This is a genomic window from Acinetobacter chengduensis, assembly GCF_003664645.1.
GTDB classification, from domain to species: Bacteria; Pseudomonadota; Gammaproteobacteria; order Pseudomonadales; family Moraxellaceae; genus Acinetobacter; species Acinetobacter chengduensis.
In genome coordinates, this window is the sequence record NZ_RCHC01000001.1 from 33942 (window position 1) to 58936 (window position 24995).

The window sequence follows — 24995 nt, forward strand, 5'->3', positions numbered from 1 at the left end:
AATCCTATGACTGCCATAAAAAAGCCCTGCAATTGCAGGGCTTTTTCTCAAAATGGATATTACTTACGTTTTTTAGGACCAAGTAACATACCCATTTGACGACCTTCCATTTTCGGAGTCTGTTCAACAACACCTACGTCAACAACGTCTGCTTCAATTTTTTGTAATTGAGCCAAACCAAGTTGTTGGTGTGCCATTTCACGACCACGGAAACGAAGGGTGATTTTTACCTTGTTGCCTTCTTCAAGGAACTTGATAATTGCACGTAATTTTACGTTGTAATCACCTACATCAGTACCAGGGCGTAGCTTGATTTCTTTCACCTGTACTTGATGTTGTTTTTTCTTCGCTTCTTTCTGCTTTTGCTTAAGATCAAACAAATGCTTGTTGAAGTCCATGATTTTACAAACAGGTGGTTCAGCATTCGCTACGATCTCTACAAGATCAAGCTCAACAGCTTCAGCAGCACGAACTGCATCAGCTAGGCTGACGATACCTTTTTGCTCACCATTTTCGTCTACAAGACGGACTTCTTTTGCACGAATTTCATCATTCAACGCAGGACGGTTTGATTTACTACCCTGTTGATTACGGTCAGGCTGTTTAATCGCTTTTACTCCACAATGTACCGGCCACGTTCGGCTACGGCTGCTTTCACTAAGTCAACGAAAGCATCGATTGACATAGTGCCCAAATTTGTTCCAGAGCGGGTACGTACGTTTACTGTACCTTCTTCTACTTCACGGTCCCCAAGTACCAGTAAGTAAGGAATACGCTCTAATGTACGTTCACGAATCTTAAAGCCGATTTTCTCATTTCTCAAGTCAGAAATGGCACGAATACCGTTTTCTTTAAGTTTCTCGACGACTGACCCACATGCTTCAGCTTGCGAATCTGTAATGTTCATTACACATGCTTGGATTGGTGATAACCAAGGTGGCATAAAACCAGCATAGTGTTCAATAAGTATACCAATAAAACGTTCGAAACTACCAAGAATTGCACGGTGCAACATTACAGGTTGATCACGATCGTTATCTTCAGTGACATAAGACGCATCTAGACGTTCTGGTAAGTTGAAGTCACATTGAATTGTACCGCACTGCCATACACGGCCTAAGCAGTCTTTCAATGAGAATTCAATTTTCGGACCATAGAATGCGCCTTCACCTGGTTGAAGTTCCCATTCTAAGCCAGCAGCATCTAAAGCATCTGCTAAAGATTTTTCTGCCATGTCCCAAAGTTTGTCATCACCCACACGTTTTTCAGGACGTGTAGACAGTTTCATTTGCACTTCTTCGAAGCCAAAGTCTTTATAAACATCTAAAGTCAGTTTAATAAAGTCAGCAACTTCTGTACCAATTTGTTCTTTAGTACAGAAAATGTGTGCATCATCTTGAGTAAAACCACGCACACGCATAATACCGTGCAATGAACCCGATGGCTCGTTACGGTGGCATGAACCAAACTCAGCTAAGCGAACAGGAAGATCACGATACGATTTTAAACCTTGGTTGAATACTTGCACGTGACATGGGCAGTTCATTGGTTTTACAGCATAGTTACGGTTCTCTGAATGAGTCGTAAACATGTTGTCTGCATAGTTTGCAGCGTGACCTGATTTTTCCCAAAGCGTGAAATCAACCACTTGTGGTGTACGAATTTCTTCATAGCCATTCGCTTGTTGCACTTTACGCATGTACTGTTCGAGTACTTGATAAATAGTCCAACCATTCGGATGCCAGAACACCATACCTGGTGCTTCTTCTTGCATGTGGAATAAGTCTAAAGCTTTACCAATTTTACGGTGATCGCGTTTTTCAGCTTCTTCAATACGTTTGATGTACGCAGCAAGCTGTTTTTTGTCTGCCCACGCTGTACCGTAAATACGTTGTAGCTGTTCGTTTTTCGCATCACCACGCCAGTAAGCGCCTGACATTTTAGTCAGTTTGAATGCTTTTAAGAATTTAGTATTTGGTACGTGCGGACCACGGCACATATCCAAGTAGTCTTGATGGTAGTACAAGCCCATTTCTGTTTCGTCAGGCATGTCTTCAATCAGACGTAATTTATAATCTTCGCCACGTGCAGTGAATTCTTTAATCACTTCATCACGCGGTGTCATTTTTTTGATGACGTCATAATCTTGATCAATGAGCTTTTTCATGCGCTCTTCGATCGCAGCCATATCTTCTGGTGTGAATGGCTTTTCACTGAAGATGTCGTAATAGAAGCCGTCTTCGATAACAGGGCCAATTACCATTTTTGCTTGTGGGAACAATTGCTTAACTGCATGACCTACAAGGTGAGCGCAAGAGTGACGGATGATATGAACACCATCTTCGTCTTTAGGCGTGATAATTTGCAAGGTTGCGTCTGCTATAATTAAGTCAGATGCGTCAACCAGTTGACCGTTTACACGACCAGCAACTGTATTTTTTGCAAGACCAGGACCGATGCTTTGAGCAACTTCCATCACAGATACGGCGTGATCAAATTCTTTTTGATCGCCATTTGGCAAAGTGATAATTGGCATAAAAAATCCTTAAGGAGTGATGCCCCGTACAATAGAGCATATCACCGCGAGATTATGATCGAGGGAAACCCTCAAAAGATAAAAACGGTGGATAAATAAAATTCGATCTAAATTTTACACGTCTTGGCCCGTTTAATAAACCGTTAATGCGGATTTATCCACAGATGTGCACATTTCCTAAAACATCTGCTCTTACAATTTGCCTCTCTATAATCCAGCCATTCCATATTAAGCTTGAGCTGAAAATCCAATTTTGATGGTCTTCGATACCACTCATCATTTTCAAAAATAATTTATCTCTTTAGCAAAATTACTCACTGAATATAATTAGGCAGGTATGATGCAAGCACATTCATTAATTTCTTGGAATGACCTTTCCCCTTTAAAGCCAGCTTATGCTTTAGCGGCCAATGTCGATTTAATCGTTCTTCGTTTACCTGAAGATGACCCAGAACAGGTAGTCGTCATGTATGGTCGTTGCCAGCACCGTGGCGCACTCATGGCAGATGCGCATATTCAGGGTGATAAAATTGTCTGTGGCCTACATGGCTCGCACTATATTTATAAAACGGGTATTAACCCACGCTACCTAAATAAAAACCTACAAAAATTTAAAGCATGGGTAGAGAACGATCAAGTTTTTGTAGATCTAGAAGAAATTACAGCTTGGGAAAAACGCAATCCCCAGCAATACAAACGTGATCAGTACCAAGGCTTATATGCAGATTCCGCACCTGCACCCGAAGAACCACACAATAAATTTATTTTAGAGCTCGCGCGCAATGGCCTGAAAAACTTTGGACATCATGGGCCGACCGCAGCCATGGGTGTCCCTTTTGATAAACTACCCAAATGGGAAGACATTCAATTGGTGACTGCACAGCTGTGGAAAGTCCCTCTACTTGACGACGCACCTGTTGCAACAAAAGTAGTGATTGGTCCAAATGCCAAAAAGCCATTGGTTTTAGATATTCCACTCTTTGTCTCTGATATGAGCTTTGGTGCGTTGTCACAAGAAGCAAAAACAGCACTTGCGATGGGAGCTGAACGAGCAGGCACAGGCATTTGCTCAGGTGAAGGCGGTATGTTAGCCGATGAGCAAGCAGCCAACTCACGCTATTTTTATGAATTGGCCTCAGGCCGTTTTGGCTATGACATTGAAAAAGTCAAAAAATGCCAAGCCTTTCATTTTAAAGGTGGTCAAGCAGCCAAGACTGGCACAGGCGGTCATTTACCCAGTCATAAAGTGGTAGGTAAAATTGCCGAAGTCCGTAATTTGCCTGAAGGTGAGGCAGCAATTTCACCAGCGACTTTCCCTGACTGGACAGAGCTGTCCCAATATAAAGACTTTGCAAATTATATCCGCGAAGAAACAGGCGGTATTCCAATTGGCTTTAAACTCTCTGCACAACATATTGAAAAAGATATCGATGCAGCCCTCGCAATTGGTGTCGATTACATTATTTTAGATGGCCGTGGTGGCGGTACAGGCGCAGCACCTACCCTGTTCCGTGACAATATCTCTGTTCCGACCATTCCAGCACTGGCACGTACGCGTCGTCATTTAGATCGTTTAGGTCGCCGTGATATTAGTTTAGTGGTTACAGGCGGTTTACGTGTACCTGCCGACTTTATTAAGGCCTTGGCTTTAGGTGCAGATGCAATTGCTTTGTCAAATTCTGCCATGCAAGCAATTGGCTGTTTGGGTATGCGTGCCTGCCAAAGTAATGATTGCTCTGTCGGTATTGCCACACAGCAAGATCACTTACGTGCTCGACTCGAAGTTGAAAAATCTGCACAGCAATTGGCAAATTTCTTTCATGCATCCATTGAACTGATGCAAGTCATGGCACGTGCTTGCGGGCATCATCATCTAAATCAATTTTGTAAAGATGATCTCACCACATGGAAAAAAGACATGTCCGAACTCACAGGCATTCACTATGGTGGCTTTAGTGACTAATTTATGTTTTTAAAAATTTAAATAAGCACGTACATCAATAAAGTATGATCTACATTTACTCTCTAAATGTGGACCATACTGCATATAATTTCATGTCTCGAATCACATGCAGTTGGGCAAATTGAGAAATAATGACCTCGGTTTGACTCGGTCGAATAAACACATAATCATCAATCTGTATTTGACAGCCTTTAGGCAGTTGTAACATTTCCTGATTGCTACTTCGGCCATATAAAGCATGCGGTTTAACACCTTCTGGATACTCACACTTTCCCCGCCAATATCCCCCATAAATAAAAACGGCGTGTTGATTGCGAAACAGTCGCGCCCATAGCGGTATCTCTGGTAATTGTACGATAGGAATCACTTTTAATACGGGTGCTGCAATCCACATGGCTGGACAAAACGCCTTTAATGCGCTTAACTCAAAATCTAGTGGTTTAAGTAAAGCAGAACCCACAGCCAAATCATTACAAACTGTGCCATGTTGATGTAAGCCAAAGCTTGCGCTACCTGCACCATTCAAGCATAAGTCCTTTAATTCAGCTTCAGAAAAATACTTACCTAGGCACTGTAGAAAAAACTGATAGCGTTGCTGTGTGCGCTGAAAAACGATTTCTGGTTTAAACCAAGGCTGAGGCAATTTGCTCACATGCGCATCATAGCCCATTAAACCACTGAGCTTTAAATACGGCGCATTGGCTTGAATCAATTGCAATGCTTTTACAAAACTGGACTCATCTGCAAAACCACCACGATGCAAACCTATGTCAATTTCCAAATTCACTCTAAGCTGAATCTGTCTGGACTGAGCAAAATGCAAGTATTGGTTTAAGCGCTCAACTGAGTCGATCAACCATTGAATATTCTGCGACCCTAAAATCTGGTGATCCGACTGCTGTAAAGCTTGGATGGGCATAGGCTTACCCAATAAAATATCGCCTTGCGGGAATAGAGTTTGAATATGTTGTAAATGTGGAAAATGAAACACCATAAAGCGCTGGCTAGACAGTTGCTGCGCAATATATTGCAACAACGCAGCACTCGCCAAAGACTTCACCACAATACGAATCTTGCATTTAGCACTCAGCTGAGCACGCAACTGTGCTAGATTTTCATCTAAACGATCAAGGTCTAACAGCAACTGTGCTTGCCCCGTCCCTGCGTGTGCAAGCAGTCGATTGAGTGTTTCAAAATACGCTACAGACATATTAAGCGCTTCGCCCCCAAAACAAGTGTTCAAGATGCGAGTTGATCCACTTTTTTTCAGGATCGACCTGTTGCCTCAAATGCATAAAATCATCCCACTTAGGGTACAACGCACTCAACTCCTGCCCACCCAGCGTGTGTAATTTTCCCCAATGTGGTCGTCCACCATATTTTTGAAAAATTGGCTCTGCCAATTTAAAAATACGGACATAATCTTGCCGATAATATTGATGCACCGAAATTGAAATTGAGTCCTGCTGATAAAATGGGCTCAACCAGATGTCATCGGCTTTGACATAACGAAATTCAATTGGAAAAAACATCGGGACTTTATGCTTTTTGAGGCAGTGCATGAGCTCTTCTAAGCAAGCGAGCCCTGCTTGGACTGGCAGTTGATATTCCATCTCGTTAAAACGCGTTTCACGAATAGCAGGAAAGATTCGACTGGACCAATCTATGGCCGTACTTGGTCGTACCAATAAGCTGACTAATTTCTGCAATGCTGGATTTAATATCGGACATGACTTGGTAAGTTCAGAGCAAATTCGCAAAAATACATCTTCATCCAAAATTTGTTCTGTTTTGGGTTGTACTCGCTCGTTGGTTTCATCTAAGGTTTTTAAAATAACATTCGATGAATGAATAAATGCCCAAAACTCAATATGCCGATGCTGTGATTTCCATTGCTCGATATGCTGGAACACTTCTATCAATGGACAACTGCGGACCTGCTCTTTAAGTTTATACATGGGGCGATTTTGTAATTTAATTTTAGTGATGAGTCCCAAGCTTCCTAAAGCCACGCGACCTGCTTGAAAAATTTCACAATGTTGCAACGCATCACACCAAATTAAATCGCCATCTGCAGTAATCAACTCAAAGCCTTCTACATAAGCAGATAAACATTGCAAATCGATCCCAGTGCCATGTGTACCTGTCGAAATGGCACCCGCCAAAGTCTGTTGATCTACATCCCCTTGATTCATTAATGCCTGATTATAGGCAGACATTTTTTCGCCTAAATCATATAAATGCGTGCCTGCTTGCACCACGCTTTGGCAATGCTCATCATCATGTGAAACCACACCTTTAAAATAATCTAGGCTCAAAAGCACGTCATTGGTTTGAGCCAAGCCACTAAAAGAATGTCCTGCGCCAATCGCTCTAATTTTAGGATGCGTACGTACCACATTTTGCAATAGCTCAAGGCTGTTTGGACGTAGTAATTTAGGATAGGCTTGCTGCGAACCAGACCAGTTCGACCAAAACTCCGATTGCATTTTTATCATTGTTATATCCTCAGTCTATGCGCTAAGCGCAGTGCTGAATTACTATTCTTATTTTTTTTAAAATGTACAACGCGACATCAACCCTTCTTATATGGCTCAATTTATAATCAAAAGTCAATTCACTTTAGGTTTCTACTCATCTATAAAATGAAAATGACACATCCATCTATTTATTAAGCTAAAGTTCATAGCATCTGATTGATTGAACATTTCATAGCAAAGTGATGTTTTATCTCCTTCTTCAGCACCAGCAAATATTGCTAAATCACATAGCCTCTCTGCGCCACCTCCAAAGAGAAGATCAGCGCACTCGACTTTAAGCACAGAATAGAGTAAATACTCGACTAAAGAATAAATGCAACAATTCACAATACTGAATATTGTGTAAGCAGGAAATTAGAATAAATAAATTTGGAGTTTTGACATGGTCAGTCCTTATGATGAATTGCCTCGCACACCGGCAAACTTCGTTGCATTATCACCTTTGCGTTATTTAGAACGGGCTGCATATATTTATCCAGACCAAGATGCGATTATTCATGGTGATCGTCATATTAGCTGGCGTCAAACTTATCAACGTTGTCGTCAGTTTGCCCACCAATTACAACAATTGGGCATTCAAAAAAATGATACCGTGTCTGTTCTACTTCCAAATATTCCAGCCATGATTGAGGCGCACTTTGCAGTGCCTATGGCAGGTGCGGTTTTAAATACCGTCAATACCCGCTTAGATGCAAAAACCATTGCCTTCATGCTAGAACATGCTGAAACCAAAGTCCTTTTGGTCGATCCAGAATTTATTAGCTTGGCACAAGAAGCCTTAGCCTTGATCAATAAAGATATCTACATTATTGATGTAGCTGATGTTGAATATGAAGGTACCAGCCAACGCATTGGTCAAATTGAATATGAGGACTGGATTGCACAAGGGGATCACAATTTTGAATGGGATCTACCAGGCGATGAATGGGATGCGATTAGTCTGAGTTATACCTCAGGCACCACAGGCAACCCTAAAGGGGTGGTCTATCATCACCGCGGGGCTTATATTAATGCTGCCAGCAATATCATCGCCTGTGGCATGAAACCACGCGCGACGTACCTCTGGACGCTACCGCTCTTCCATTGTAATGGTTGGTGCTTTGGCTGGACGATGGCGGCCAATGGTGGCACCAATATCTGTCTACGCAAAGTCGATCCTGAGCTAATTTTCAAATTAATCGCTGAGCATAAAGTCGATTATTTCTGTGGTGCGCCTATCGTACTGTCTATGCTCATTAATACACCTGAGGAGAAAAAGACCTCATTTGAACACCGTGTAGAAGTAATGGTTGCGGGTGCAGCACCTCCTGCAGCGATTATTGAAGGCATGCGCGGTATTGGCATTAATGTGACTCACGTGTATGGCCTGACCGAAACCTATGGTCCTTCTGCGCTGTGTGCCTCACAAGCAGGTTGGTCAGAACTGTCTATTCAAGAACAAGCGCAGCTTCACTCACGCCAAGGCGTGCCTTACCCACTTCAGGATGGCATGAAAGTATTGGACCCAGAAACCATGCTTCCTGTGAAAAATGATGGCCAAACCATGGGTGAAATCATGTTCCGTGGCAACATTGTGATGAAAGGCTATTTGAAAAACCCTGAAGCCACTGCTGAAGCTTTTGCAGGTGGCTGGTTCCACACAGGCGATTTGGCAGTGTGCCAACCCGATGGCTATGCAAAAATTACTGACCGTTCTAAAGACGTGATTATTTCTGGTGGTGAAAATATTTCATCGCTTGAAGTTGAAGAAGTGCTATATCAACACCCTGCTGTGTTAACTGCCGCGGTCGTTGCTAAACCAGACCCGCGTTGGCAGGAAGTCCCTTGTGCTTTCATTGAGCTCAAGGCTGGCAAAGAAGCAACAGCTGAAGAAATTATTGAATTCTGTAAGCAACATCTTGCACGCTTTAAAGTGCCTAAAGATGTAGTGATTACAGAAATTCCAAAAACATCGACAGGCAAGCTACAAAAATTTGTACTTCGTGATTGGGCCAAAGAACGCGCAACAGGTGAGTTTAGTTAAGCCTTAAATTAAAAAAGAAAAAACGACCGTGAGTGGTCGTTTTTTATGCACAGGCATCATCCATAGACATATAGATGAATAGATAAAAAAACGGCTCTCATGAGCCGTTTTTGATTGCACCACTTGTAGCATTAGTTGTCTGAAATAAGCGCAACTTGCTGTACATAGTTAAATAATTTGAGTCTAGATGCTGCAATTTCTTCTTCCGTTGCGTGCTTTGCAATATCACGATGAACACGTAAAGCATGCTGACGTAAAGTATGGCGCTCTGTCGCATTATAAGTTTTAGAAAAGTCATTAATGACTGGATCACCATCTTTAATAATACGATCAACCCAACGATTCAACTGCGCAGTTTTTTTCAAACCTTGCTTTGGTGTTAAATACGACAAAATGACACTTTCATCTTCATTACGCATTAACTTGCCAATACGCAAGCATTGACGACGACGAGCTTCATGCGATGTGATCAATTGAATATCAAGAAGCGCTTCAATCAAGCGTTCTTCCACTGGAAGATTTTTTATTTGTTTAGGACTCAGCTCTGCAAGCTGTTCACCCAAAGCGGCCATACGCTGTACGGCCTTCTTTTGTTCGGTTTTGCTTGCACGTCCTTCTAGAGATTCAAAATCATCTTCAGTAAAACGAGTTGGTCGACGTGCCACGATTAATCTGCCTCATAAAATTTTGCTGCGAATAATGCTTGAATATCAGACAAAGCTTTTTCTTCATCTACACCATCAATCACTAAGCGCAAAGTTGTGCCTTTACCAGCACCGAGCATGAGCAAAGACATAATGTTTTTTGCGTCTACTAATTTATCACCTTTGCCGATCTGAATCGATGAGCGAAATTTAGTGGTGACTTCAATGAGTTTTCCAGACGCACGCGCATGTAAACCTAGTTTGTTTATTACGTCAACAGTTGTGTCTATCATGACCAGTGCTTCATTTCTCTATGTAAGACCTGAACAGACCATTTTGCCTCAAGGGCTCTCTTGAGTCTATCCACAATATAAACCGAACGATGTTGTCCACCCGTACAACCGATAGAAACCGTCATATAATGGCGGTGTCCTTCTGCAAAAGCAGGCAACCATTTTTCTAAAAATTGATAAATATCATTAAACATTTCATTGGTTTGTGCACTGCTTTCTAAGAATTTTTGTACAGGCGCATCTAAACCAGAAAATTTTCTTAATTCTAAATCCCAATGTGGGTTAGGCAAATGCCGAACATCAAACACATAGTCCGCATCTAAGGGGATACCATGCTTAAAACCAAAAGACTGTAAAATAACAATTAATTGGTCGGCCTGTCCTAATTTAGATAAGAGCACATGCTTTAAATCGTGTACGCTTTTATCCGTCGTATCAATATGTACTGTCGCACGAAACTGAATCGGCAACAACAAATCTTTTTCTTGTTGGATACATTCATTCAAACTATTGAAACGGTTAGATAATGGGTGTGGACGGCGCGATGCACTAAACCGCGCAATCAGCTCTTGATCGCGCGTTGTCAAATAAATGACATCCACTGCACCATGCTTTTGCAATGAAGAAAAAACATGGTCAAACTCTTGCATATCTTGACGTGTACTTCGAACATCTACCCCTAAAGCCAGCTGTTCAAGGTTATTTTCCTGATCTAATTTTTCAACAATTTCAGGCAACAGCGCAAGAGGCAAATTATCAATACAGTAATAACCCAAATCTTCCAGCACCTGCAAGGCAGATGACTTTCCTGATCCTGACTGGCCTGTAACGATTAAAATTCGTTTCATTGCGCGTGCTGTCCTTTCATGCAAATTAAGATGCAATAAACTTAACCTGTAAGTTATCAATTAAGCGTGTTTTACCAATTTTGGCTGCGACAAACAATACGACATCTTGATTAAAGCTATCGACTTTTTGAAGTTCTGGGCTACGTGCTTCCACATAATCCACCACAAAACCAGCATCAGTTAACGTTGCTCGAATTGTATTTAAAACATTTGACAATGCAGTGCCTGAAGTGAGTTGTTGTGCTGCTGTTTGTAAGCTTTGGTAAATAACTGGTGCAATTTCACGATGTTCAGGGCTTAAGTAGCCATTACGTGAGCTCAGTGCCAAACCATCTGCAGCGCGTGCAATAGGCACACCAATGACTTCTAAAGGAATATTTAGATCACGTACAAACTGACGAATGACAGCGAGTTGTTGATAGTCTTTTTGACCAAAAAATGCAAAGTTTGGTTGTACCATATTAAAGAGTTTGGTCACAACTACGGCAACACCATCAAAATGACCTGGGCGCTGTGCACCACATAAATCATCGGTGATACTATTCACTGAAATATTGGTTAAACGTGGCTGGTTGCCGTACATTTGTTCTACAGTAGGTGCAAAAACAATGTCACAGCCCACATCAGCTAAAAGTTGCTGATCGCGCTCCAAAGTACGTGGATAATTATCAAAATCTTCATTTGGCCCAAACTGAATTGGGTTAACAAAAATGCTGACCACCACTACATCACAGAGTTTACGTGCTTCACGCACAAGGTTTAAATGCCCCTCGTGCAAATTCCCCATGGTTGGGACAAAGCCAATAATTTTACGTGATGCTTTTGCTGGACTTAGTGATGCAGTCAAACCTTGAATCGTGGTTTCAGTTTTCATCTCTTATAACTCAATTTGGAAAGTTTGTTCTTTTGCAGGGAAGGATCCATCGAGCACCGCAGCATGATAGGCCTTAAATGCATCTATAATTGCGGTTTCACCTGATTGTTCTTTCATAAAGTTACGTACAAATTTCGCAACATGACTAAATGTCAGTCCAAGCATATCTTGCTGTACTAACACCTGACCATCTGTGTCTGCACCCGCACCAATACCAATCACAGGTGTGTGTGGGAATAATTCACTAATCTCTTTACCCACTTGAGCTGGAACACATTCCAACAATAAAACTGCAGCGCCTGCATCCACAACAGCTTGACAGTCTGCAATGAGCTGATCTGCTGTTTCACGTGTGCGCGCTTGGACTTTATAGCCACCAAATACGTGTACAGATTGTGGGGTTAAACCTAAGTGCACACAGACAGGAATACCATTACGTGTCAGTGTTGCCACTGTATCTGCTAACCATGCCCCACCCTCAAGTTTCACCATGTGCGCGCCAGCTTGCATAATGGTTTTCGAGTTTTGTAATGCATCATTTAAGGTTGCATAACTCATAAATGGCAGGTCAGTTAAAATAAAAGCGTGTTGATTACCACGACGCACCGTTGCAGTGTGGTATGCCATATCTTCAACAGTTACAGGTAAAGTCGAGTCATGACCTTGAATGGTCATTCCCAGTGAATCACCCACTAGGATCGTATCAATTTCAGCAACTTCCATTGCTTTTGCCATACTTGCATCATAACAAGTTAAGCAAGAAAACTTTCGGCCTTCCGCTTTAAATTTTTTTAAGTGGCTTAGACTGATCATCTAGAATTTCCTCTTATGGCCATATTTTCAGCCAATAAAAATTTAAATTTTTGCCCAATTTCCTGAATCTAAAACAGTCAGACTGACCTGATTCAGAATGGGTAAAGTATTTAATTGCTGTCCATTTAACTGTAGATTTGCATCTAAATCTAGTAACGGAATCAGCACAAAATCGCGTTCCATCACACCTACATGAGGCACAATTAAACGCGCATGTTGAATATTTTGTTGCCCATAAATCAATAAATCTAAATCAAGTGTACGTTCGCCCCAATGGCGTAAACGCACACGACCAGACTCTTGTTCAAAGCGCTGTAATTCATCTAACAATGCCAACGGCTCTAAGTCCGTTTGCAATTGCACAACCGCATTCAAATAATTCGGTTGATCCTGTGGACCCATAGGTGGACTTTGGTACAGTTTAGAGACCTTAATCGCACCCAATGTCGATAACTTATGTACGGCTTCGGTCAAAATTTGTAGTGAATCACCCAAATTACTTCCTAAGCCAATATACGTAATCACACTCATTGCGTAGGCCCAAAAATAACCGTGCTCAAATCTCGTTTAACACGCTTACGTTTTAGAATTGGGTGATCTGCCGTAATTTGATCATTACCCCCATTCACTGCCTGTGCCTTAAAGTCAGCCTGTTGCTTGGCTTTACGCGCACGACGACTACGAGGTTCTGGCTCATTCACTAAAGGCTCAATTTCAGCCTGTTGAATTTGATGTAATGGCTTAATGTCTTCTTGTACAGCACCTTTACGGCGACCTTTCGCACGTTGACGATTGTAGTCCGCAATCGCACGTTCTTTTTCGTCTGTGCTGAGGGTTTGGTAAGTATCCCACCAGACACCCATGCCTTGTGTGGTTTGATCACCTGATTTTTCACGGAGCAATAAAAAGTCGAAGCCCGCACGGAAACGTGCATGACCAGACAATGCTTCAATTTGCTGCGGTTTTGGATTGAGTAAGCGCGTTTGCATTTCCCAAACTTCACGAATAAAGGTTTCTGCAAAACGTGGAATAACAGTCCGTGTCGCTTGACGTTTCAGTACATCTAAACCAGCCTGAGCACGCGCTTCTGCTGCAACTACGCCTTTTTTCGCATAAAACTCACAGCGCTCAAGGAAAGGCTTCCACAGCAACACTGCATAGAAAAATGCAGGATTGATGGTCTTACCAATCGAGATACGTTGATCGGTATTTTTTGCTGCACGCTCTATAAATGGCGTGATGTTTGGCTGAATATCAGCAAATAACTGATGCCAGATCTCAAACTCAATCAGCATTGGCATGACACGATTGAGGTGTCCCATGGTAAAGAGTTTCTGAGACTCATCATATAAACGATGTGGAGATACATCACGGAGCAATTGCGCAGCTTCAGGCGTGAAGACATCCAAAATACTTTGATCAATAGAGAAGTTTAATTTGGCTGCAAAACGTAATGTGCGCAACATACGTACAGGATCTTCTTCAAAACGAAGCATTGGATCGCCCAATAAGCTTAACTTTTTCGCTTTGATATCTTCATAAGCATTACAAAAATCGAGCACAATACCTTTGCGAGGTTGGTAATACATGGCGTTAATTGAAAAATCACGTCGTGCAAAATCTTGCTCGATGGTTCCCCAGTTGTTATCACGTAAAATCATACCTGCAGCAGAAGTCACTGCTTTTTTCGGAGGTGCACGAAATGTAGCAACTTCAATGAGTTCGCGACCTGAATAGACATGTGCCAACTCAAAGCGACGGCCGATAATTCGACAACGTCGTCCGAAGACTTCTTTAACTTGTGATGGTGTGGCGTTCGTCACCGCATCAAAATCCTTAGGATTCAGACCCAGCATTAAATCACGTACACCACCGCCGACGATATAAGCTTCATAGCCTGCCTTAGTTAAGGCATCAATCACATCTAATATGGAAGAAGGTAATTGTGCGGTAGATAAACCGCATTTGGACGCGCGCAAAGTTTGCAAAAGACGCTGTCTCCTACGTCTAGACGTAAAAATTTTAAGATGCCGTAATCATATCTCTAACACAATCAAAGGGCAATTTGATTCTGTCAATCCAAGCGTATTGCCTACAGTCGAATTTTCTACAATTACGGTGTTTATAAACTTAAGCGTGGCCTATTTTTACTATACAAAGCTGGCCCTATACCTTTGACTTGTTGGATTTCCTCAATGGTTTTGAATTTTCCATTTTTGCTTCTATAGTCAACGATCGCTTCAGCTTTTTTCTGACCAATACCGTGTAATTGTTGTAACTGCTCAATATTGGCCGTGTTTAAATTTACCTTAGTGCCCAAAGTATTGGCATTCAGTGTTGGTTTAGACAAATAGTGCTTCGCCTCTGTATCTGACGTTTTCAAACGCTGATCATGTGCCTGCTGCGTCGCTTTCCACTGTGTATATTGCGCAGTTTCGGCCTTAGCCCAAGAGATGCTCAGTGTCATTAATATCATTAACCAAAGAAGAAGTTGTGCTTTACTCAATCCGCCCTGTTTCATGCTGTACCTGCTGTTTTAAATATTGTTTTGCCTGTTCCCACAGCTGATCCATTTCAGCCAGTGACAGGTCTTCTATATTGTTATTGTGTAATGCAACTTGAGATTCTATATATGCAAAACGTGAGCGAAACTTTTGAATCGTGCCCAGCAATGCAATCTCACTTGAGATACCTAGTTTACGACCAACATTGACCAGTGAAAATAAGCAATCTCCAAATTCGTCTATAATTTCATCGGAATTTTGCGAAGCCAAAGCCTCTTGAAATTCTGCCAATTCTTCTTCGACCTTGCCATAGGCCTGTTGCACATCTGGAAAATCAAAGCCAATTTTGGCAACATTTTTTTGAATGTCTTCAGCTTGATTTAATGCAGGGCCAGGTTTAATAGAATCTAAACGTGATGCACTTTTTCCTACACGTTCCTCTGCTTTAATTTTCTGCCAAAGCTGTGCAACATCATCTGCATTTAATTGGCTAAATTGTTCTGCTTGAAACACATGTGGATGACGTCGAATTAATTTCTCTGAAATGGCATCGACCACATCCTCAAAGCTGAAGGCGCCCATTTCACTGTACATTTGCGATTGAAATACCACTTGTAACAGTAAATCACCCAGTTCATTTTTAATGTCATCGATGTGACCTTCACGAATGGCCGCTTCGACTTCATACGCTTCTTCAATGGCATATTTCGTTAGGCTTTGTGGTGTTTGTTGTTGATCCCAAGGGCACTTCGCACGTAACTCTTGCATGATATTCAATAAACGTTCCACATTTCACCTCGGTCTTTTTAATACTGCTCAAGATTTCCTCATTTTATTTTGCTATGCTCAAAATCGCATAGGGAAAAAATAAGGCGAATCATAAAAATGCAAAGTATATTTATTAGTGGGGCAGCACAAGGGATTGGCGCAGCAACTGCACAATTATTTTATCAACAAGGTTATAAAGTCGGCATTTATGACATCAATGTTGTACAAGCCCAGCAATTGGCTCAGCAACTCGGCCCACATGCCAAAGCTGGCTTACTCGATGTAAGTAATACCCAGCATTGGGAAAATGCACTCGCAGAATTTAGCGCTTGGGCAGGTGAACTCAATATTTTGGTGAATAATGCAGGTATTCTCTACTCTGGACCTTTTGAAGATACCGAACTTAGCGCACACTTAAAAACTGTCGATATTAATATTAAGGGCGTTTTAACTGGTTGCTATGTGGCATTGCCCTATTTACGCCAAGCGTCTTTCGCGCGTGTCATCAACTTATCTTCTGCGTCCGCAATTTATGGACAACCCGATTTAGTCAGCTATGCAGCCTCTAAGTTTGCAGTCCGAGGCCTCACAGAAGGTCTAGACATTGAATGGCAAAAATACGGTATTCGCGTGTTCGACATTATGCCTTTATTTGTACAAACCAATATGGTCAAAAATATGAACGCGGGTAGCATTCAAAATATGGGCGTCAGCCTCAGTGCTCAAGATGTTGCTACACAAATTTTGAAAACTGTACGGATAAAAAACTCCGTGTTCAGTGCAACGCATCAACCTGTGGGGCTAAAAACACGGGTGTTAATGACACTATCGGACCTCAGCCCGCAGTTTATTAACCGCTTGAGCAATGACTGGATCAGTAAAAAATAAAATCATCTGCTTGCCTCAGCATCGAATCGCTCAAACTTTAATTTTTTAAGGATGAGTATGAACTGCGATCACAGGCAAGCGAAATCCATGACAAGAAAGTTCTGTGCGCCAAGCCACACTCAACATTACTCGACCAATCACATAGCATTGATATGCAAATACACCGAGTTTTGGATGGCTACATATTCCATTGTTTTGCGTTGCATGCGCTTGTGTATTCAGTTCATTTAAACTAATGCGTATACCTAAACCTGATGCTTTTAATACCGCTTCCTTAATGGTCCAAATCTTAAACCAATACTCCCGATCTTCTTCTAAATTAGACCAATTCGCCATTTCATCTGCGTGAAAAGCATGTTGAGCCAGAGCCTCAAAGCGTACAATACGGTCTAGGTCTTCAACATCTACCCCCAAATCAGCTACGCGGTGGCTTGTAGCCAAGGCATAATGTTTTTGGCTATGACTATGATTAAAATAAAATTGAGGGTGTGCCATTAAATAAGGCTTACCATACTCAGTCCTTGCAAAATCTGAATTATGAATTGGTTGCTCAAGCACAGCAGATAAATAAGTATTACGTCTTTCTGCTATCCATTCTTTACGCCGCTGCATCAGTTGCTGACGATTCAGGTGCGGATTTGGTGTTTCTACAATCTGCTGTAAATCAATCCGAATCTGCGCCATCAGCATGAACTCCATTTCATTTTTTCACTCTCCTAACTACCGCCCAGTTAGTTTAGCTTAAAGCTAAAAAAGCCTGCAATTGCAGGCTTTTTCAATCACAACGAATTAACGTTTAAATTTCTTTTCAGCTTTTTTAAACTTCTGAACATAACGACGCTTACGTGCTGCAACGCGTTCATCTATTTGAGATTTACGCCCTTCGAATGGATTTTCGGAAGTTTTAAACTCGATACGTACTGGCGTACCTTCAAGCTTATACACCTTACGGAATACATTTTCTAAATAACGACGATAATCTGCAGGTGTTTTATCAACCTTGTTACCATGAATCACAATTGTTGGTGGGTTTTGACCACCAATATGTGCATAACGCATCTTGATACGACGACCAGCAACCATACCTGGTTGATGTGCCTCAGTTGCATCTTGCAAAATTTGCGTAATTTTTGCTGGTGATACTTTTAAGCGTGATGAGTCATAAGCACGGTGAATTGAAGGATAAAGGTCACCTACACCTGTACCATGCAGTGCAGAAATCAAGTGAACTCTTGCCCATGGAATAAAGTCGAAGCGACGCTCTACATCAAGCTTACATTGCTTACGATCGTATTCAGTCATGTTGTCCCATTTGTTGACCGCAATCACAATGGCACGGCCAGCTTCTAATGCATAACCAATTAAGTGCAAGTCTTGCTCAACAATACCTTCACGCGCATCGACAACAACCACAATCACGTTGGCATCTTTCATCGCTTGTAAAGTTTTTACAATCGAGAATTTCTCGATCATTTCATCGACTTTACCTTTACGACGTACACCAGCTGTATCAATTAATGTGTATTTACGGCCATCACGTTCATACGGAATGTAAATCGAGTCACGTGTTGTACCTGGTTGGTCAAATGCAACTACTCGATCTTCGCCCAGCAAGCGGTTTACAAGCGTAGATTTACCTACGTTTGGACGACCAATAATCGCTAAACGTAAACCTGTATCTTTATCATGTTCATCAGCATCTTCATCTTCAGGTACGTCTGTTAAGACTTCCTCAAGCATTTGTTGAACACCTCGACCATGGCTAGCTGCAACCTGCAAAGGTTCGCCCATACCGAGTTTAAAGAATTCAACCAGTGCCGCTTCAGCATGTACACCATCAACTTTATTGGCAACAAGATGAACTTTTTTACCTAATGTACGTAGCTCTCGTGCAATCTGTTCATCAGATGCCAACAGCCCCGCACGAGCATCAACCACAAAAATGATGATATCTGCTTCGTTGATTGCGGTTTTTGACTGCTCAGCCATGTAGGAGTCAATACCACCTTCATTTTCGCCAATACCACCAGTATCAACAACAATGAATGATTTATTTTGATACGTTGCATCACCATATTTACGGTCACGTGTAAGACCTGCAAAATCGGCAACAAGTGCATCACGGCTCTTAGTAATCTGGTTAAACAACGTTGATTTTCCGACGTTCGGACGACCAATGAGCGCAATTACGGGTTTCATAGATTAACCTTTATTCAAGATCAGCCAGCTAGGTCTGGTCTGAACATCAGAAAGTTTGGGAAGAATAAGAATTGGATTTAGGCCCAAAAATAAATAAAAACACGGGGTATTGAATAACAATCACCCCGCGTTCAAAAATACGGTTAGCTTATTTTAGCATAAGCCAACGAAAAATTAACGGTTCTGCCAAATGCTCATTGCACCCTTACGCGTCGCAACAAATAATTGATTGTCAATTACGCGTAAAGTACGGACATCACCGCTGGTTTTTGCACGGCCAATAATATTTCCTGTAGTTGGATCAATCAAGTGCAATACACCATCCAAATCACCCACCACAAGGTTTTGACCGAGCATTACAGGATTACTCAGTTTACGATTCAACAACTGATCGTTTTCCCAAAGTTTATGACCTGTGGTAATTTCATAAGCCGTGATTTTGCCATCATTTTGTGCAACAAACACGCCATTGCCTGAAACTTCAGGGCGCTGCGTGCTACTCGCATCTTCGCTCCAAATCACTTGTTGGCTCACCATGTCCATCACTGTCACTTGACCTTGATAGCTAGTTGTTACCAAAAATTGACCTGCAACCGTCGGTTCGCCATCAATATCGACTAAACGCTGAATATCCGAACGACCTTCGGTCACTGCCATGCGACGTTGTAAACGCGGCGCACCACTTAAAGCATCAATTGCATAAATATATGCATTTGCAGATGCAATCAATACATTTCGAGCATCGAGCGCTACAGGCGCTGCTTGGCCACGCAAACTAAACTGTACATTTGGCAAGCTGTATGTCCACGCTTGTTTGCCTGTACCGAGCTCATGTGCATATACAGTACCATCGTTGGCAATCGTAATCACACGACCCGCATGAATTAGCGATGATGCTAAAATTGCACCAGACAATTGTGCTGTCCACTTTTGTTCACCTGTTGCTTGATCCAAAGCAAACAGTTGACCTTTTTGATTACCAACAATCACAAGACCTTCAGCGGCTTCTATACCAGAACTCAGACCTTGTTTGCTCACTTTTTTCTGCCAAAGACGCTGCTTCCCTTGGTAAGCTTCAACCTCACCCTTAGGATTAATGACATAGACCACGCCGTTGTTTGAATCTAAACGTAAACGTAATGGATCAGCTTGGCTGGTCGATGCAACACTGGTAGAAAATACAGGAGTCAGTGTTTGTGCGTTGACTAATTTTGGTAAAGGATTCGGCTTAAGCTCTTCTACCTTTGGCCCCTTGCTCGCACATCCCGTAAGTGCAAGCGTTAAAACAGTCAGTGCACATGCAAATTTGTATTTTCTATTCATTCAGCTTCTTCCACATGTGTATCTAATATCGGACGTTCAATTTCTGGATCATCAACTAAAACGCCTACACTTTCGAGTTTAATTTGTAAAATTTGACGTTCTTCTTTACGTTCTACCAACGCATCCCATGCACTTTGATATACTTTTTTCGCATTTTCAATATCATTTTTTGCAACATAAACATCACCGCGTGCTTCATCGGCTGTTGCTTTAAATGCTGGATCAGTTACCGCAGCTAAGGTTTTTAAGGCCTCATCATATTTCTTTTGTGCCAATTGTGCATAAGCCAAACGTAATTTCACGACTTGAACCAAGCCCTGATCATTTACTTTTGAATTTTCAACTTTTTTCAAAGCTTTTTCGGCACTTGCATAATCTGACTTATCATACGCCAATTTAGCCATTAACAGTTGTGCTTGAATCGCCTGAGCTGAGTCAGGTGCATCTTTCACAATTTTATCTGCAGATGTCGACAATTGAGTAAATGCATCGCCTTGAGCTGACTGTGCATCACCAATCAACTGTTGCACTCTGGCTGTTTCCACTTGAGACTCAGCCAGATTTTTCTTCTGCCAATATTCCCAACCGAAAAAGGCAATCAACGCAATTAAAATCCCACTAATCATGGCAGAACCATACTTCTTAGAGAATGATTTCAAGTTATCAAGCTGTTCATCATCACTTAATGCGCTCATGTGATTCCCTTTTCCTTATCTGTTATGGCTTATTTTGAAGAAATTTGTTCGATAATAAATGGCACAATGGCTGAAACAGCAACTTCTATTTGTGTCGCTGTCGCAAGCTCTTTCACCAATAATTGCTGTGCATCCCACTCTCGTTCACCCAAAATCACGGCAAAAAGCGCACCAGACTGATCGGCCTTTTTCATTTGTGATTTCATTGAACCTTGTGAGCCCACTTTAAAACGAATAATCGATGCAGCATCATCTAATTGGTCACGAATCTGCTCTGCAAGCACCAAAGCTTTAGATTGATATGCAGGTTCAGACACCAAAAAGACTTCACAATCACGTACAGGTGTATTGTCTTCGACTTGTTCAAGAAGAAGCAATAAGCGCTCCATCCCCATCGCAAAGCCAACTGCTGGTACAGATTGATCCGGCTTACCTTTGAGTTGCCCAACGAGACCATCATAACGACCACCAGCACAAACAGTACCTTGTGAACCCAAATGTGTTGTAGTCCATTCAAATACAGTTTTGTTGTAATAGTCTAAGCCACGTACTAGTTTTTGATTGATCACAAAGCTTACGCCTGCATCAGTCAAATATTGCTGTAACTGCGCAAAATGTGCCAGTGTTTCTTCACCCATAAAGTCATGAAGTTTTGGCGCATTTTCCAAAATGCTTTGTGTTTTTGCGTCTTTAGAATCCAAAATACGAAGCGGGTTTGTCGTCAAACGACGCTGTGAATCCTCATCTAAATCTGTTTTGTGCGCTTGCAAGAATTCAACCAACGCTGCACGGTAGTTTGCACGTTCATCAGACTCACCCAATGTATTGAGTTCAAGTTGAACTTTATCTGCAACGCCCATACGCTTCCAAAGACGCGCTGTCATGAGAATCAATTCAGCATCTTGATCTGGCGTTGAAACACCAAATGTTTCTACACCAAATTGATGGAATTGACGGTAGCGACCTTTTTGCGGTTTTTCATAACGAAACATTGGGCCAACATACCAAACTTTTGGTGTCGCGCCACGTAACAAGTTATGTTCTAGCATTGCACGTACACAGCCTGCAGTTCCTTCAGGACGCAGGGTTAAAGACTCAGGTGGTTGACCTTTGTCTAAGAACGTATACATTTCTTTTTCAACGATATCAGTTGCATCGCCAATTGAACGTTTAAACAAATTTGTTTGCTCAACAATCGGCAAACGAATTTGTTGATAGCCGTATGCATCCATCAACGATGCTAAATGCTGTTCTAAACGTCTCCATGCTGGCGTTTGCGTTGGGAGAATATCGTTAAAACCTTTAATTGCTACAATTGAACTCATGACCTACTCAAAAACTGGTGCGAATGATTTCTTTAGATTTCGCTTCTTCAAGCTCTAAAACACGTTGACGAACCATCGCTTCAATTTCGTCAACCAATTGATTAGTGTCGATTAAATGGCTCTTTTCACCATTACGATACACCAGTGAACGCGGACTTGCACCCACCACACCAATATCAGCTTCTTTCGCTTCACCTGGACCGTTGACTTTGCAACCAATCACAGAGACATCCATTGGCACACGTACATCTTCTAAACGCTCTTCAAGCGCTTGCATCACAGAAATGACATTAAACTCTTGGCGTGAACAACTCGGACACGCAATAAAGTTAATGCCATTTGAACGCAGGCCCAATGATTTTAAAATATCAAAACCAATTTTAACTTCTTCTTCAGGTTCTGCAGCCAATGAAATACGCATCGTGTCACCGATGCCTTCCATCAGCAAACCACCTAAAGCGATTGCAGACTTGACTGAACCTGTGCGGTAAATACCTGCTTCAGTCACGCCCAAATGAAGTGGATTATCAATTTGTTGCGACAGTAAACGATAGGCATCCATGGTTAAAAACACGTTTGATGCTTTTACCGACACTTTAAATTCATGAAAATTTAAACGGTCTAAAATATCAATGTGGCGCATTGCAGATTCAAGCAAAGCTTGGCCTGTAGGTTCACCATATTTTTTTTGAATATCTTTTTCGAGTGAACCCGCGTTCACGCCGATACGCATAGAAATATCGTGATGACGTGCCGCTGCAACTACTTCACGGATTTTGGCTTCCGAACCAATATTACCTGGGTTAATACGCAAACAGTCTGCACCAAAGTCCGCAACAGCCAAGGCAATTTTATAATCGAAGTGAATGTCTGCTACCAAAGGTACAGAAACTTGCTTACGAATTTCACCAAAAGCAGCTGCCGCTTCCATACTCGGTACAGAAACACGCATAATATCGGCACCAGCATCTGCACAGCGCTGAATTTGTGCAACCGTTGCATCTACATCACAGGTTTCAGTATTGGTCATGCTTTGAATACTGATAGGTGCATCACCACCTACATACACCGAACCCACACGGATTTTACGAGTTGGGCGGCGTTTAATCGGATTTTCAATCATTGTTCGAATCTGCTCTGTTATGCCTTAACGAGATAAACGGAAGTCTGCTCGACCATTTACGGTATACGGCGACAATGAAATATTTTCATTATTGAGGCTTAGAGTCACAGCTTCTGCATCGTCTAAACGAATTTGGAATGGTGATTCACCATGTAAAGTCAATGTCGTTGCTTGACGACCAGTCGCCAGCACTTTACCTGTAGAATCAACAATATTCACTGATGTTGGGCGACTAAAATTCAATTCCAATTGCTCACCAGAAACAGCTGATGAACCATCCATATTAATGACTTCTACATCAGAGGTTTTTACAGGTGTACCTTCACTGTCTGAAGACGTTGATGACATATTCTGCACAGCCATCACGATTGCAGCCAATACCACCAATACCACAATGGCCAACGCACCGCGTTTTAACCACTTACGATTACGATCGCGGTTAGAACCTGGCAATTTGCCCATAATTTTAATTGGAGAGTTATTTAAAGCATGATTTGGCAATAGACCCGTATCATTGGCATAAATTTCATCAAAACGTTGAATGATATTCGTGGCATCAACTTTTAAAAATTTTGCGTATGTACGGTAGTAACCTTTAATAAAGGTCGCTTCAGGTAATGACTTATAGTCATCCTGTTCCAATGCCATCAAGGTCTTTACAGGAATGTTTAACTCCTGTGCAACTTCATCCAAATCACACTTTTGCGTAACACGAATCTGGCGTAGGTACTCACCTGGACGCTGAACATTTCCTAACGCATTTGGGGCTGCGCTCGAGCTATTCGATTGCGGTGAATTAGGATTTACTTCCATACGGCCTCAGTACTGTACTGTAATTGCAAATAACGTTGATATTCAGGACTTTCCGGGAATAAAGCGCGTAGCTGGTTCACTAATACCTGCTGACCAATGTCGTCTTTATTCGCACGTGCGGTACGAATACCAATCCAAAGCGCACGTGCACTTTGGTTGTTCTGACCTACTGTACGCACAAATCTTTCATACATCTGTGTCGCATCAGCAGTCTGCTGGTTCAAATAAAAAATTTCTGCCAACTCTAACATCGAAACATAAGAATCACGATTGGCTTGCAGGGCTTGCTTGAATGTTTTTTCAGCATTCGCGACATCACCTAATTTAAGATAAATTCGCCCTGCATTTTCTAACGCTCTTGCACGCTGATCATACCCCAACGTAGAGCCGGCAATATTCAACTGTTCAAGCGCATCATTATAGCGTTCAACTTGATATAAATACGTACCATAGTTGTTACGTACTTGCGCATTTTTAGGTTCAGATGATAAAGCGCGCTTAAAAAAAGCATCCGCTTTTTGAATATTGGTTGCACTTCCTTCTTGTTGTAGAAGCACCCCCATCATCATATTCGCCTGTGCATCGCGACTATTCGCTTCTAAGGCTTGATCAAGCTCACGCTTTGCTGTGTCAAGATCACCACTTTTAATATATTCAGCAGCCATTTGAGTTCGTACTTTCGCTGCTTTTTCAGGGTCTTTCTTTAAAACCCCTCCACCGAGATTATTCGTACCCGTGGTTTGACACCCTGCCATTGCACCTAAAGCAATACATAGCGATGAAATTAAAGCAATTTTAAACGTCGACTTTCTCAATTGGCTGC

The 24995-nt window shown here is 41.9% G+C and carries 24 protein-coding genes; 3 read left to right on the plus strand and 21 right to left on the minus strand.

Annotated elements, in window-relative coordinates; genetic code table 11:
* Nucleotides 1-59: 59 nt before the first annotated feature.
* Together infC and thrS are read right to left on the minus strand one after the other, a co-directional pair.
* On the minus strand, nucleotides 60-608 hold the full coding sequence (infC, locus tag D9K81_RS00165; RefSeq protein WP_120374203.1) for a translation initiation factor IF-3: 549 nt from the start codon (nucleotides 606-608) through the stop codon (nucleotides 60-62).
* Between the two features lie 5 nt (nucleotides 609-613).
* On the minus strand, nucleotides 614-2536 hold the full coding sequence (thrS, locus tag D9K81_RS00170) for a threonine--tRNA ligase (RefSeq protein WP_120374204.1): 1923 nt from the start codon (nucleotides 2534-2536) through the stop codon (nucleotides 614-616).
* 337 nt (nucleotides 2537-2873) lie between these two features.
* On the opposite strand from thrS, the gene D9K81_RS00175 reads away from it, so the two are divergent.
* Nucleotides 2874-4499, plus strand: a complete 1626-nt coding sequence (locus D9K81_RS00175) for a glutamate synthase-related protein (protein WP_198488286.1) — start codon at nucleotides 2874-2876, stop codon at nucleotides 4497-4499.
* A 55-nt stretch (nucleotides 4500-4554) separates the two neighbouring features.
* On the opposite strand, the gene D9K81_RS00180 is transcribed toward D9K81_RS00175, so the two are convergent.
* Together D9K81_RS00180 and D9K81_RS00185 are read right to left on the minus strand one after the other, a co-directional pair.
* On the minus strand, nucleotides 4555-5709 hold the full coding sequence (locus D9K81_RS00180) for an alanine racemase (protein WP_120374206.1): 1155 nt from the start codon (nucleotides 5707-5709) through the stop codon (nucleotides 4555-4557).
* A gap of 1 nt (nucleotide 5710) precedes the next feature.
* Nucleotides 5711-6997 (minus strand): D-arabinono-1,4-lactone oxidase, encoded by a 1287-nt coding sequence (locus D9K81_RS00185; RefSeq protein WP_120374207.1) that lies wholly within the window; start codon nucleotides 6995-6997, stop codon nucleotides 5711-5713.
* 424 nt (nucleotides 6998-7421) lie between these two features.
* On the opposite strand from D9K81_RS00185, the gene D9K81_RS00195 reads away from it, so the two are divergent.
* The gene (locus tag D9K81_RS00195; protein WP_120374209.1) at nucleotides 7422-9062 is read left to right on the plus strand and encodes an acyl-CoA synthetase; all 1641 of its coding nucleotides are present in this window, start codon (nucleotides 7422-7424) and stop codon (nucleotides 9060-9062) included.
* 131 nt (nucleotides 9063-9193) lie between these two features.
* On the opposite strand, the gene yjgA is transcribed toward D9K81_RS00195, so the two are convergent.
* The 9 genes from yjgA to mazG all read right to left on the minus strand — a co-directional run bounded on the left by yjgA (nucleotide 9194) and on the right by mazG (nucleotide 15827).
* Nucleotides 9194-9727 carry a ribosome biogenesis factor YjgA gene (yjgA, locus tag D9K81_RS00200; protein WP_120374210.1) on the minus strand — a complete coding sequence of 178 codons (534 nt, stop codon included), beginning with the start codon at nucleotides 9725-9727 and terminating at the stop codon, nucleotides 9194-9196.
* Nucleotides 9728-9729: 2 nt separating this feature from the next.
* Entirely contained in the window at nucleotides 9730-9999 is a 270-nt protein-coding gene (locus D9K81_RS00205; protein ID WP_120374211.1) for an HPr family phosphocarrier protein, read from the minus strand.
* Nucleotides 9996-10847 carry an RNase adapter RapZ gene (gene rapZ / locus D9K81_RS00210; protein ID WP_120374212.1) on the minus strand — a complete coding sequence of 284 codons (852 nt, stop codon included), beginning with the start codon at nucleotides 10845-10847 and terminating at the stop codon, nucleotides 9996-9998. Before rapZ ends, D9K81_RS00205 begins: the two co-directional genes overlap by 4 nt.
* Before the next feature lie 25 nt (nucleotides 10848-10872).
* A complete protein-coding gene (gene panC, locus D9K81_RS00215; RefSeq protein ID WP_120374213.1) occupies nucleotides 10873-11721 on the minus strand; it encodes a pantoate--beta-alanine ligase in 849 nt (282 codons plus the stop codon).
* 3 nt (nucleotides 11722-11724) lie between these two features.
* Nucleotides 11725-12534, minus strand: a complete 810-nt coding sequence (gene panB, locus D9K81_RS00220; RefSeq protein WP_120374214.1) for a 3-methyl-2-oxobutanoate hydroxymethyltransferase — start codon at nucleotides 12532-12534, stop codon at nucleotides 11725-11727.
* A 42-nt stretch (nucleotides 12535-12576) separates the two neighbouring features.
* The gene (gene folK / locus D9K81_RS00225) at nucleotides 12577-13065 is read right to left on the minus strand and encodes a 2-amino-4-hydroxy-6-hydroxymethyldihydropteridine diphosphokinase (RefSeq protein WP_120374215.1); all 489 of its coding nucleotides are present in this window, start codon (nucleotides 13063-13065) and stop codon (nucleotides 12577-12579) included.
* Nucleotides 13062-14522 carry a polynucleotide adenylyltransferase PcnB gene (gene pcnB, locus D9K81_RS00230; RefSeq protein WP_120374216.1) on the minus strand — a complete coding sequence of 487 codons (1461 nt, stop codon included), beginning with the start codon at nucleotides 14520-14522 and terminating at the stop codon, nucleotides 13062-13064. Before pcnB ends, folK begins: the two co-directional genes overlap by 4 nt.
* A 134-nt stretch (nucleotides 14523-14656) precedes the next feature.
* A complete protein-coding gene (locus D9K81_RS00235; RefSeq protein ID WP_120374217.1) occupies nucleotides 14657-15055 on the minus strand; it encodes a ComEA family DNA-binding protein in 399 nt (132 codons plus the stop codon).
* A complete protein-coding gene (gene mazG / locus D9K81_RS00240; RefSeq protein WP_120374218.1) occupies nucleotides 15033-15827 on the minus strand; it encodes a nucleoside triphosphate pyrophosphohydrolase in 795 nt (264 codons plus the stop codon). Before mazG ends, D9K81_RS00235 begins: the two co-directional genes overlap by 23 nt.
* A gap of 96 nt (nucleotides 15828-15923) precedes the next feature.
* Here mazG and D9K81_RS00245 point away from each other — a divergent pair, with 96 nt between their 5' ends.
* Entirely contained in the window at nucleotides 15924-16694 is a 771-nt protein-coding gene (locus D9K81_RS00245; RefSeq protein WP_120374219.1) for an SDR family oxidoreductase, read from the plus strand.
* Between the two features lie 45 nt (nucleotides 16695-16739).
* On the opposite strand, the gene D9K81_RS00250 is transcribed toward D9K81_RS00245, so the two are convergent.
* The 8 genes from D9K81_RS00250 to pilW form a co-directional block, all read right to left on the minus strand.
* Complete coding sequence (locus D9K81_RS00250; RefSeq protein ID WP_227601995.1) at nucleotides 16740-17378, minus strand: 4'-phosphopantetheinyl transferase family protein; 639 nt, start codon at nucleotides 17376-17378, stop codon at nucleotides 16740-16742.
* Nucleotides 17379-17483: 105 nt separating this feature from the next.
* Entirely contained in the window at nucleotides 17484-18893 is a 1410-nt protein-coding gene (der, locus tag D9K81_RS00255; RefSeq protein WP_120374221.1) for a ribosome biogenesis GTPase Der, read from the minus strand.
* 174 nt (nucleotides 18894-19067) lie between these two features.
* The gene (gene bamB / locus D9K81_RS00260) at nucleotides 19068-20216 is read right to left on the minus strand and encodes an outer membrane protein assembly factor BamB (protein ID WP_120374222.1); all 1149 of its coding nucleotides are present in this window, start codon (nucleotides 20214-20216) and stop codon (nucleotides 19068-19070) included.
* Nucleotides 20213-20911 (minus strand): YfgM family protein, encoded by a 699-nt coding sequence (locus tag D9K81_RS00265; RefSeq protein WP_120374223.1) that lies wholly within the window; start codon nucleotides 20909-20911, stop codon nucleotides 20213-20215. The genes bamB and D9K81_RS00265 overlap by 4 nt, the downstream gene beginning before the upstream one ends.
* 29 nt (nucleotides 20912-20940) lie before the next feature.
* Complete coding sequence (gene hisS / locus D9K81_RS00270; protein WP_120374224.1) at nucleotides 20941-22236, minus strand: histidine--tRNA ligase; 1296 nt, start codon at nucleotides 22234-22236, stop codon at nucleotides 20941-20943.
* A gap of 7 nt (nucleotides 22237-22243) precedes the next feature.
* Nucleotides 22244-23359, minus strand: coding sequence for a flavodoxin-dependent (E)-4-hydroxy-3-methylbut-2-enyl-diphosphate synthase (gene ispG, locus D9K81_RS00275; protein ID WP_120374225.1), 1116 nt, complete (start codon nucleotides 23357-23359; stop codon nucleotides 22244-22246).
* A gap of 24 nt (nucleotides 23360-23383) precedes the next feature.
* Nucleotides 23384-24172 (minus strand): helix-turn-helix domain-containing protein, encoded by a 789-nt coding sequence (locus D9K81_RS00280; protein ID WP_120374226.1) that lies wholly within the window; start codon nucleotides 24170-24172, stop codon nucleotides 23384-23386.
* Nucleotides 24163-24987, minus strand: a complete 825-nt coding sequence (gene pilW, locus D9K81_RS00285; RefSeq protein ID WP_120374227.1) for a type IV pilus biogenesis/stability protein PilW — start codon at nucleotides 24985-24987, stop codon at nucleotides 24163-24165. Before pilW ends, D9K81_RS00280 begins: the two co-directional genes overlap by 10 nt.
* Between the last annotated feature and the right edge of the window lie 8 nt (nucleotides 24988-24995).